The organism is Streptomyces zaehneri (assembly GCF_032248645.1).
Lineage (GTDB): Bacteria > Actinomycetota > Actinomycetes > Streptomycetales > Streptomycetaceae > Streptomyces > Streptomyces coriariae.
Map to the genome: position 1 here is coordinate 1 of NZ_JASTTJ010000044.1, position 11,381 is coordinate 11,381.

At 71.5% G+C, this 11,381-nt stretch carries 6 protein-coding genes and 1 pseudogene; 3 read left to right on the forward strand and 4 right to left on the reverse strand.

From position 1 onward, the window contains the following. Positions 1–107: pseudogene (locus tag QQM72_RS39435) on the forward strand (IS5/IS1182 family transposase); the annotation flags it as partial. 182 nt (positions 108–289) lie between these two features. Here the strand turns inward: QQM72_RS39435 and QQM72_RS39440 are convergent. Beyond that, complete coding sequence (locus tag QQM72_RS39440; RefSeq protein WP_314225634.1) at positions 290–1,234, reverse strand: SCO6745 family protein; 945 nt, start codon at positions 1,232–1,234, stop codon at positions 290–292. Between the two features lie 108 nt (positions 1,235–1,342). Here QQM72_RS39440 and QQM72_RS39445 point away from each other — a divergent pair, with 108 nt between their 5' ends. Further along, the gene (locus tag QQM72_RS39445) at positions 1,343–1,906 is read left to right on the forward strand and encodes a TetR/AcrR family transcriptional regulator (protein WP_314225635.1); all 564 of its coding nucleotides are present in this window, start codon (positions 1,343–1,345) and stop codon (positions 1,904–1,906) included. Positions 1,907–2,013: 107 nt separating this feature from the next. On the opposite strand, the gene mfd is transcribed toward QQM72_RS39445, so the two are convergent. From mfd to QQM72_RS39460, 3 genes are all read right to left on the reverse strand, one after another. Then, positions 2,014–5,547, reverse strand: a complete 3,534-nt coding sequence (mfd, locus tag QQM72_RS39450; protein ID WP_314225636.1) for a transcription-repair coupling factor — start codon at positions 5,545–5,547, stop codon at positions 2,014–2,016. Between the two features lie 390 nt (positions 5,548–5,937). Continuing rightward, positions 5,938–8,517, reverse strand: a complete 2,580-nt coding sequence (locus tag QQM72_RS39455) for an ABC transporter permease (protein ID WP_314225637.1) — start codon at positions 8,515–8,517, stop codon at positions 5,938–5,940. Then, positions 8,514–9,302: an ABC transporter ATP-binding protein gene (locus QQM72_RS39460; RefSeq protein ID WP_142264694.1), complete on the reverse strand. Its 789-nt coding sequence runs from the start codon at positions 9,300–9,302 to the stop codon at positions 8,514–8,516. Before QQM72_RS39460 ends, QQM72_RS39455 begins: the two co-directional genes overlap by 4 nt. A gap of 422 nt (positions 9,303–9,724) precedes the next feature. On the opposite strand from QQM72_RS39460, the gene QQM72_RS39465 reads away from it, so the two are divergent. Next, positions 9,725–11,290, forward strand: coding sequence for an MFS transporter (locus QQM72_RS39465; RefSeq protein ID WP_314225638.1), 1,566 nt, complete (start codon positions 9,725–9,727; stop codon positions 11,288–11,290). The last annotated feature ends 91 nt before the right edge of the window (positions 11,291–11,381 follow it).

The window sequence follows — 11,381 nt, forward strand, 5'->3', positions numbered from 1 at the left end:
ACCGGCTCAAGAACTCCCGTGCCGTCGCAACCCGTTACGACAAGAGGGCCTACGTCTTCCATGGCACCGTCACCGCAGCAGCGATCCGCTTATGGCTCCGATCATGATCCGTCGGACACTCCCTAGCCCGCGGTCTCGACCCGGACCCGGCCGCAACGCCCGGCCGCAGCCCGGCCCGAAGACGCATGGGCCGAGCCACCGACATCACCCGGCACATCAAGGCCGTCCGCGCGGAGCGAGCCCGCCGCGGGCGGCTTCGGCCTGTCCGCCGGCGGAGCGGCGGCGACGCTCACACCCTGCCGATGCCCAGCGTCGACTCCGAGGGCAGCAGTCCGGATCCCAGCACCGCGACCCAGTAGTCGCCGAGGAGCGTGGCCAGGCGTTCCGTGAATTGCGGTCCGAGGGCCCGCCAGGGGCCGAGTGCCAGCCGGTCGGTGTCCTCCTCGACACGGCGGCGCAGGTCACGGCCCGCTTCCGTCGCCGTACCGTCCGCCCCGAGCAGGCCTCTGGCCGTCAGACGCTCGCTCGCCGCCGCCCACTGTGCGCGGGTCCAGCCGCGGCTTTCGAAGCGCTCGACGGACGCGGCGCCTATCGCGGCGAAGGACACCAGTGCCTCGGCGGGGTCGAGGCCGGCCAGGAGCAGGGCGGCGAGATGACCGTCGCCGCGGTGCTCCCGCAGGACCGTCGCCGCCTGCCAGAGCTGGAGGTGGGGTTCGCTCGGCCACGCCAGCGCGGCGTTGGCCGCGGCGAGCGGGCGCCCTGCCGTGACGGCCGCCTCGGCGGCGCGGCGGGCGAGAGCGGCGGCCTCGGCCAGCTCGGGACTGTCCACCAGGTCACCGAACAGTTCGCGGTACAGCCGGTCGACGCCTCTCCGCCGCGCCGCCAGGGCCGCTTCGGGGGTGGCGACCTTCCAGGCGTCCTCGACGTACCGGGCGACCATGCCGGGCTGGAAACTGTAGAAGGCGGAGGTCACCGCCTCGGCGCTCACCGGGCCCAACGGAGCGGCGCGCAGCGGGAAGTAGCTCCCCCAGCGGTCCTCGGTCGAGTAGCCGAGCACGCCGGCCTCCTCGAAGACCTCGGGCGCGTAGTACACCACCGCGTGCAGCGGCTCCAGCAGGTGCCAGAGCCTGCGCGCCTGCGCCGGCGCGACCTGTTCGCCCCGCTCGCCCCGCAGCCCGAACAGCTCGTCCCGCTCGGCCCGTTCCGTTGCCTGGCGCTCGTGATTCTCGGACATGACGTCTCCCCCTCGTCGCGTTCGGACATCCGCCATAACTTGACACTGACAAGATTGCCCGGACCGCGCGAACTTGTCAATGCCTAGATACCGCGTACGCTGCTGTTCATGAGCGACCGCCCCTACCACCACGGTGACCTGCGGCGCGCCATCCTGGCCGCCGCCCTCGACGTCATCGCCACCGACGGCCCCAGCGGGCTGAGCCTGCGCGACCTGGCCCGCCGCGCCGGTGTCTCGCACGCGGCGCCGGCCCATCACTTCCGTGACCGCACGGGCCTGCTGACGGCGATCGCGGCGGAGGGGCACGGGCTGCTGGCCACCGCGCTGGCGGAGGCGACGGACCTACGGGACGCGGGTGTGCGCTACGTCCGCTTCGCGCGCGAACACCCGGCGCACTTCCAGGTGATGTTCTCGCCCGGGCTGCTGCGCGCCGACGATCTGGAGCTGACCACGGCCCGCGCCCTGTCGGCCGCCGCCCTGACCGACGCCATCGCCGGCACCGCACCCGCCGGGGACGGCACGGACGCCCGGCTGGCCCGTGTCGCGGTCTGGTCCCTGGCCCACGGCTTCGCCACCCTCCTGCTCGGCCACAACCTCGACGGCCTCCTGGGCGAGGACGATCCCGAGGAGGTGCTCCGCGCGCTGCCGATGGTCCTGTTCCCGTCGGCCTGAACGCGTCGGGCCACCGGCGGACGGATCCGGCCGGGGGCCCGACGACGGCCGTGTCCCACGCGCGCGTCCCCCGCACGCGGACTGCGGCCGCGGACTACGGCCGCGGACTACGAACCCAGCACCGTCGCCAGCAACTCTCCCACCCAGCCCAGCAGTTCGCGTCCGACCAGCGGCTTGCCGCCGACCTTCGCGGTCTTCGGGCGGGGCACCAGGATCTGGTGCGCGGCCGGCTTGAGGAGGGTCCCGGGGTAGAGCCGCTTGAGGCGCAGCTCCTGCGACTCGCGCAACTCCACCGGCGCGAAGCGGATGTTGGCGCCCTGGAGCACGATCTCGCCGACGCCACAGGCGCGTGCCAGCATCCGCAGCCCCGCCACCAGCAGCAGGTTCTCCACCGGTTCCGGCAACTTGCCGTAGCGGTCGACGAGTTCCTCGCGGACCGCCTTGACGTCCTCCTCCGAGTTGGCTGAGGCGATGGCCCGGTAGGCCTGGAGGCGCAGCCGCTCGCCGGGCGCGTAGTCGTGGGGGACGTGCGCGTCGACGGGCAGCTCGATCTTGACCTCGAGCGGCGGCTCCTCCTCGACCCCGCCGGACTCCAGCTGACGCCGGTAGTCCGCCACGGCCTCGCCGACCATGCGGACGTACAGGTCGAAGCCGACACCCGCGATGTGACCGGACTGTTCGCCGCCGAGCAGGTTTCCGGCGCCCCGGATCTCCAGGTCCTTCATCGCCACGTACATGCCCGCGCCCATCTCGGTGTGCTGGGCGATCGTGGCGAGACGCTCGTGGGCGGTCTCCGTGAGGGGCTTCTCCGGGGGGTAGAGGAAGTAGGCGTAGCCGCGCTCGCGCCCTCGTCCGACCCGGCCGCGCAGCTGGTGCAACTGGGACAGGCCGAAGGTGTCGCCGCGCTCCACGATCAGCGTGTTCGCGTTGGAGATGTCGATGCCGGACTCGACGATCGTCGTCGAGACGAGCACGTCGAACTTCTTCTCCCAGAAGTCGACGACCACCTGCTCCAGCGCCGTCTCCGACATCTGGCCGTGGGCGGTGGCGATGCGCGCCTCGGGCACGATCTCGCGCAGTTTCGCCGCCGCGCGGTCGATCGACTCGACCCGGTTGTGGATGTAGAACACCTGGCCCTCACGCAGCAGTTCGCGGCGGATGGCGGCGCCGATCTGCTTCTGCTCGTAGGGGCCGACGAAGGTGAGCACCGGATGGCGCTCCTCGGGAGGCGTGGTGATCGTCGACATCTCCCGGATGCCCGTCACCGCCATCTCCAGCGTCCTGGGGATCGGGGTCGCCGACATCGTCAGGACGTCCACGTTCGCGCGCAGCTTCTTCAGCTGCTCCTTGTGCTCGACGCCGAAGCGCTGTTCCTCGTCGACGATGACCAGGCCGAGGTCCTTGAACCTCGTCTCGGAGGAGAACAGCCGGTGGGTGCCGATGACGATGTCCACCGCGCCCTCGTGCAGCCCCTCCAGGGTGGCCTTCGCCTCCGTGTCCGTCTGGAAGCGGGAGAGCGCCCTGACGTTCACCGGGAACTGCGCGTACCGCTCGCTGAACGTGCCGAAGTGCTGCTGCACCAGGAGGGTGGTGGGCACCAGGACGGCGACCTGCTTGCCGTCCTGGACGGCCTTGAAGGCGGCCCGGACGGCGATCTCGGTCTTGCCGTAGCCGACGTCACCGCAGATCAGGCGGTCCATCGGGACCGTCTTCTCCATGTCGTCCTTGACCTCGGCGATGGTCGTGAGCTGGTCGGGCGTCTCCGCGTAGGGGAAGGCGTCCTCCAGTTCGCGCTGCCAGGGGGTGTCCGTGCCGAAGGCGTGACCGGGGGCCGCCATCCGCGCGCTGTACAGCTTGATCAGGTCGGCGGCGATCTCCTTGACCGCCTTCTTCGCGCGCGCCTTGGTCTTCGTCCAGTCGGCGCCGCCGAGCCGGTGCAGCGTGGGCGCCTCGCCGCCGACGTACTTGGTGATCTGCTCCAGCTGGTCGGTCGGGATGTAGAGACGGTCGCCGGGCTGGCCGCGCTTGGCGGGCGCGTACTCCACGACCAGGTACTCGCGCGTGGCGCCCTGGACCGTGCGCTGCACCATCTCGATGTAGCGGCCCACGCCGTGCTGCTCGTGGACGATGTAGTCGCCCGCCTCCAGGGTGAGCGGATCGATCGTCTTCCTGCGGCGCGCGGGCATGCGCGCGCCGTCCTTGCCGGCCGCCTTCTGGCCGGACAGGTCGGTCTCCGTGAGCACGGCGAGACGGAGCGCCGGGTCGACGAAGCCGTAGTCGATCGAGCCGCAGGAGACGTGGACGACGGAGGGACTCAGCTCGGTCAGGTCCGCGTCGAGGCGGGCCGCGACACCCTCGGAGCCGAGCACCTCGACCGTGCGGGCCGCCGGGCCGTGCGCCTCGGTGACGAAGGCGACGCGCCAGCCGTCGGCCAGCCAGCCCTTGGTGTCGGCCAGCGCCTTCGCGGTGTCGCCCCGGTAGGTCTCGGGGGCGTGCATGCCGAGCTTCAGGGTGCCGGCGTCCAGTTCCTCGTCGGCCGCGAACGGCGACACCGACCACCACATCATGTCCAGCTCACGCGCGTGGTCACGGACGTCCGCGATGGACCACAGGGAGGCCGCGCCGACGTCGATGGGCGCCTCGCCGCCGCCGGCGGTGGCCGCCCAGGACGCCTGGAGGAACTCCTGGGACGTCGCCACGAGGTCGGTGGCACGCGTGCGTACCCGCTCCGGGTCGCAGACGACGGCCATCGCCCCCTCGGGCAGGACGTCGATCAGCAGCTCCATGTCGTCGACCAGCACCGGGGCGAGGGACTCCATGCCCTCGACGGCGATGCCCTCGGCGATCCTGCCGAGCAGGTCGCCCAGTTCGGGGTGCTCCTCGGCGAGGGCGCCCGCGCGCGTGCGCACCTCGTCCGTCAGCAGGAGTTCACGGCAGGGCGGGGCCCACACGCCGTGCTCGGCGACTTCCAGGGAGCGCTGGTCGGCGACCTTGAAGTAGCGGATCTCCTCCACGTCGTCGCCCCAGAACTCGACGCGCAGGGGATGTTCCTCGGTGGGCGGGAACACGTCCAGGATGCCGCCCCGTACGGCGAACTCGCCGCGCTTCTCGACGAGTTCCACGCGCGCGTAGGCGGCCGCGGCGAGGGCTTCGACGACGTCGTTGAGGTCGGCGGTCTGGCCCGTGCGCAGAGCCACCGGTTCCAGGTCACCGAGGCCCTTGACCTGCGGCTGGAGTACCGAGCGGACCGGCGCCACGACGACCGAGACCCGGCCGGTCTCCGGGTCGTCGGGGCGCGGGTGGGCCAGCCGGCGCAGGATGGCGAGGCGGCGGCCGACGGTGTCGCTGCGCGGGCTGAGGCGCTCGTGCGGCAGCGTCTCCCAGGAGGGGTACTCCACCACGCCGTCCGGTGGGAGCAGCGAGCGCAGGGCGGCGGCCAGGTCCTCGGCCTCGCGGCCGGTGGCCGTCACGGCGAGGACCGTGCGGCCGGTCTCGCGGGCGAGGGCGGCGATGGCGAAGGGGCGGGCCGCCGGGGGGCCGACCAGGTCGACGTGCATGCGGTTGCCGTCGGCGGCCGCGGGGATCGCTTCCGCGAGGGCGGTGTCCTTGACGACGGCGTCGAGCAGACCGTGCAGGCTCATGGAGGGCTGGGCTTTCCGTCCGAGGGGCCGGGGTGCGTCCGGGGGCGGGCGTACCGGGGTCCGGGGTGGGCAACGCGAAGGGCCCGACGCGTGTCACGGGCCGGGGGTGTCCAGCGTACGTCGGGGCGACGTTGTTCGCCGGAGCCTGTGGACAACCACAGGGGCGATGGGGCCGGCCGCGCACGACTTTCCTCGCCCCGGCGTCCCTTCCCCTTCCCTCCCCTTCCCGACCCCGGGTGCTGCGCCCCCGCACCCCCGCCTTCGGCCTGGACGGCCTCGTCCTCGAGCTCCCCCGGAGGGTGCACTCCTAGAGCCGGCTGCAAGAACGCGAGGAAGCCCGGCACCGAGAAGACCCCCGTTCTTCTCGGTGCCGGGCTGGTTCGGTCGGGGCTAGTCCGTCGCGATCGCGTTCAGGACGTTCATGCGACCCGCGCGGAACGCCGGGATCAGGGCGGCGAACAGGCCCACGAAGGCGGAGCCGATGAACACGCCGATGATCGTCGGCCACGGGATCTCGAGGACGTTCAGGCCCTGGAGGGCGAGGAGCTGCTGGGCGGTGGCGCCCCAGCCCATGCCCAGACCGAGGCCCAGAAGGGCGCCGAAGAGAGCGATGACGACCGACTCCATGCGGATCATGCGGCGCAGCTGGCGGCGGGAGAGACCGATCGCCCGCATCAGGCCGATCTCCCTCGTGCGCTCCACCACCGACAGGGCGAGGGTGTTCACCACACCCAGGACGGCGACGATGATCGCGAGGGCGAGCAGGCCGTAGATCAGGTTCAGCAGCTGCCCGATCTGGTCCTTGAGCTCCTGCTTGTAGTCGGTCTGGTCGCGGACGGTGTACTGCGGGTAGTCGTGCAGCGCGGCCTTCAGGGACGTGTACGCGGCGTCCTGCTGTCCGTCCTTCGCCGTGGCGAAGACCAGGTCGTCGAGCGGCAGCTTGTCGGCCGGGACGTACCTCTTGAGGGTGGCGATGGAGGTGTACATCGCGCCCTGGTCGATGACGGCGTCACTGCTGGTGATCGCGCGGACCGTCAGCCGGGCCGTGGAGCCGTTCTTGAAGGCCACCGCGATCCTGGAACCGAGGGTGATCTTGTGGTCCTCGGCGAACTTCTCGTGGACGGACATCGAGTCGGGGCGGTAGGCGTCGGCGAGGTTTCCGGCGACGGTCTCGACGCGCAGGTCGGTCGCGTAGGTCGGGTCGGCCGCCGTGATCGCCGTCTTGTCGAGCGTCTTGCCGTCGGGGGTGGTGAAGTCGGCCTCGGTCCACTTGTACTCGGTGACCCGCTCCAGGCCCGGCGTCGACTTGATGGCCCGCACCGCCTGCGGGGTCATCAGCTGACCGCCGTCGCTCTGGATGATGAAGTCCGTGCCGACGCTTTTGTCGAGCTCCTCCGTGGCGGAGGCCACCATGGAGGAGCCGACCACCGACAGACAGGCGACCAGCGCGAGGCCGATCATCAGGGCCGCGCCCGTGGCGCCGGTGCGGCGCGGGTTGCGCAGCGCGTTGCGCTCCGCCATCCGTCCGACCGGGCCGAAGGCCCGCAGCACGATCGCGCCCAGCACCCGGACCACCGCGCCCGCCAGCAGCGGGCCGATCACCACGAAGCCGATCAGGCTCAGGACCACGCCCAGGCCCAGCCAGAGCGAGCCCTCGGCGGCCTTGTCGGCGGCGGCGGCGAGGTAGAGGCCCAGGCCGCCGGCGCCGGTGAGGAGCAGGCCGATGACGGCCCGTACGACGCCCGCCTTGGCGTCGGCGGGGGCGCCGGCGTCGCGCAGCGCGGCCATCGGGGAGACCTTGCCGGCCCGGCGCGCCGGGAGGTAAGCCGCGAGCACCGTGACGACGACGCCGAGGACCATGCCGACCACCGGGGTCGTCCAGGCGACCGTCAGGTCGTCCGTGGACAGGTTCATGCCGGTCATGCCCATGAGCTTCATCAGCCCGACCGCGATGCCGACGCCCGCGCCGACGCCGAGGAGCGAGCCGACCACGCCCAGCAGCAGGGCCTCCGCGAGAACGGACCGGTTGACCTGCTTGCGGCTCGAGCCGATGGCCCGCATCAGGCCGATCTCCCGGGTGCGCTGCGCGACCAGCATGGAGAAGGTGTTGATGATCAGGAAGATGCCGACGAGGAAGGCGATCCCGGCGAAGCCGAGCATCGCGTACTTCATCACGTCCAGGAAGCCCCCGACGCTGTCGCGGTTGGCGTCGGCGGTCTCCTTGGCGGTCTGCACCTTGTAGCCGCCGCCGATCTCGGCCGCCACGTTCTTCTTCAGCTGCGCGTCGCTCACGCCGGACGCGGCCGTCACGTTGACGTTCGTATAGACGTTCGACTCGCCGACCAGGGCCTCCTGGGCGGTCCTCGTGTCCAGGTAGAAGATCGCCGCGCCGGGGTTGGTGACCTGGAAGGCGGCGATGCCGGAGATCTTCGCGGTGTGCGTGCCGACCGCGGTGATCACGCCGATCTCGTCGCCGAGCTTCAGGTGGTGCTTGTCGGCGGTGTCCGCGTCCACCATCACCTGGTCGGAGCCCTTGGGCGCCGCACCGTCGGTGATCTCCATGGTGCGGGCGTCGTTGCCGTTCCAGTTGCCGACGATGGTGGGCGCGCCGCTGGTGGGCGACAGGCTGTCCTTGTCGGCGTCGACGACGGTCGCGGAGGTCGAGAAGACGGTCCCCTCCGCCGACTTCACCCCGTCCGCCTTGCGGACCGCACCGAGCACGGAGGCCGGCATGACCGGCGGCTTCCCGTTGTCGGACGTCGTCTCACCGGTGTCCGAGGCGCCCTTCGCGCTCACCGTCACATCGGAGGAGGTGCTGGCGAAGAGCTTGTCGAAGGTGGTGTTCATGGTGTCGGTGAAGACGAGCGTCCCGCAGACGAACGCCACCGACAGCAGGACCGCCACGGCCGACAGGGCCATGCGCCCCTTGTGCGCGTAGAAGTTGCGCATCGAGGTCTTCATGACGGTCATGACGTACGCCCCCGCGCGTCGAAGTCCTTCATCCGGTCCAGGACGGTCTCGGCGGTCGGCTTGAACATCTCGTCGACGATCCGGCCGTCCGCGAGGTACAGCACCCGGTCCGCGTAGGAGGCCGCCACCGGGTCGTGCGTGACCATCACGATCGTCTGGCCCAGGTCGTCCACCGAGCGGCGCAGGAAGCCCAGGACCTCGGCGCCCGCGCGCGAGTCGAGGTTTCCGGTCGGCTCGTCCCCGAAGATGATCTCCGGGCGGGCGGCGAGGGCGCGCGCCACGGCGACGCGCTGCTGCTGACCGCCGGAGAGCTGGGTGGGCCGGTGCCTGAGGCGGTCGGCGAGTCCGACGGTCTCCACGACCTGGCTCAGCCACGCCTTGTCCGGCTTGCGGCCGGCGATGTCCATCGGCAGCGTGATGTTCTCTATCGCGTTGAGCGTGGGCAGCAGGTTGAACGCCTGGAAGATGAACCCGATACGGTCCCGGCGCAGCTTGGTGAGCTTCTTGTCCTTGAGCCCGGTGATCTCGGTCTCGTCCAGGTAGATCTGCCCGGACGAGACGGTGTCGAGACCGGCGAGGCAGTGCATCAGCGTGGACTTGCCGGACCCCGAGGGACCCATGATCGCGGTGAACTGACCGCGGGCGATGTCCACGTCGACGTGGTCGAGGGCGACGACGCGGGTCTCACCGGACCCGTACGCCTTCACGACCTGCCGCGCCCGCGCGGCTACGGCCGTACGCCCTCCAGTGCCCCCGTGCCTGGGAATGGTCACAGCCGAAGTCACGGTAAGTCTCCTATGTCGGATGTCAGAAGCGGATGAGCAGCGCATCGGATGTGCAAGGGATGGTGCGAGGCGCTACGCCGAAGAGTCTGTCGGCGGGAGGGGGTCCCTCGCGCTGGTGCTCGGGCCCGTCTTTCCGGGGGGTTAACCCCACCCCCCGGAAGTGGTGCCGACCGCCCCCCAGCGGCGTAAAGCCAGGTTAAGGACGGGACCCCGCCCATCTCCTCCTCCGGCAGTACGAACCCTCCCCGAGCCGTAGTACGGAGGTACCCCTAGGGGCCGTCCACCGCGGGGTGGAGGGTCCTTCGGGGTTGTCTCCACCCTCCGGCCCAGTCAGGCTCCACCCTCCCGCGACGCGAGGGTCAAGTGGGAAGCTGACTTCCGGCAGTTGGATGCAAGGGGCACGGGACGTACGGGGGTATCAGGTGGGGGACATCCGACCGGCGACACGCGAGGCCGCGCGGCCGACCGCACCGGGCAGACGGGGCGCGGTCGTCGCCGCCCTCATGCTCTCCATGGCGCTGGCCGCCCTTGACTCCACCGTGGTCTCCACGGCCGTCCCGCAGATCGTCGGCGACCTGGGCGGGTTCTCCGTCTTCTCCTGGCTGTTCTCCGGCTATCTGCTCGCCGTGACGGTCACCCTGCCGGTCTACGGCAAGCTGTCCGACACCTTCGGCCGCAAGCCCGTGCTGGTCGCCGGGGCGGCCCTCTTCCTGCTCGGCTCACTGCTGTGCGCCCTGGCCTGGAACATGGGGGCGCTGATCGCGTTCCGCATCGTGCAGGGCCTGGGCGGCGGGGCGTTGCAGGGCACGGTGCAGACGCTCGCCGCCGACCTGTATCCACTGAAGGAGCGGCCGAGGATCCAGTCGAAGCTGTCCACGGTGTGGGCGGTCTCGGCGGTCGCGGGGCCCGGCCTGGGCGGGGTCCTCGCCGCCTACGCGGACTGGCGCTGGATCTTCCTCATCAACCTGCCCATCGGGGCGGTGGCGTTGTGGCTGATCGTCCGTCATCTGCACGAGCCGCAGCGGCAGTCGTCGCCGTCCGGGCAGAAGTCGCCTCCACGCGCGCGTGGCGGGTCGCGGGTACGCGCGCCCCGCGGCGCCACGCGTGCACGCGCGCGTGTCGACTGGGCGGGTGCGCTGGCGGTGTTCGCGTGCGGCGGGGTGCTGCTGACGGCACTGGTGCAGGGCGGGGTGGCGTGGCCGTGGCTGTCGGGGCCGTCACTGGCCCTGTTCGGCGCCGGGCTGGCGCTGGCCGGGCTCGTCGTCGTCATCGAACGCCGGGCGGCGGAGCCGATCATCCCGGGCTGGGTGTGGCGCCGCCGCACGATCGCGGCGGTCAATCTGGCGCTGGGCGCGCTGGGTCTGCTGATGGTGGCCCCGACGGTGTTCCTGCCGACGTACGCCCAGTCGGTGCTGGGCCTGGGGCCGGTGACCGCCGGGTTCGTCCTCTCCGTCTGGACCCTGAGCTGGCCGCTGTCCGCCGCCCTCAGCCAGCACGTCTACCGGCGCATCGGCTTCCGTGACACGGCGCTGCTGGGCATCGGCGCGGCGACGCTGATCCTGCTCGCGTTCCCGTTCCTGCCGTACCCCGGCCAGGCCTGGCAGCCGGCCCTGCTGATGCTGCTGCTCGGCGCCGCGCTGGGTCTCTTCCAGCTTCCGCTCCTGGTCGGCGTGCAGTCGACGGTGGGCTGGTCGGAACGCGGCACCACGACCGCGTCCGTGCTGTTCTGCCGCCAGACCGGGCAGACGATCGGCGCGTCGGTGTTCGGCGCGGTCGCCAACGGGGTGCTGGCGGCCCGGCTCGGCGGCGCGGGCGATCTGGACTCCGTCACCCGCGCCCTCGCCGCCGAAACGGCACCCGAGGCCGTCCGGGACGCCGTCGCGAGCGCCGTGCACGCCGTCTACCTGGGCGCGGCCTGCGCGGCGGCCCTCGCCTTCCTGGTGCTGCTGTTCGTGGCCCCACGACGGTTCCCCGTACTGACGGAGTGACGGACTGATGGAGTGACGGAGTGACGGAGTGACGGAGTGACGGACAGATGGAGTGACGGGCTGACCTACCGACGACTCGACGGACCGACCG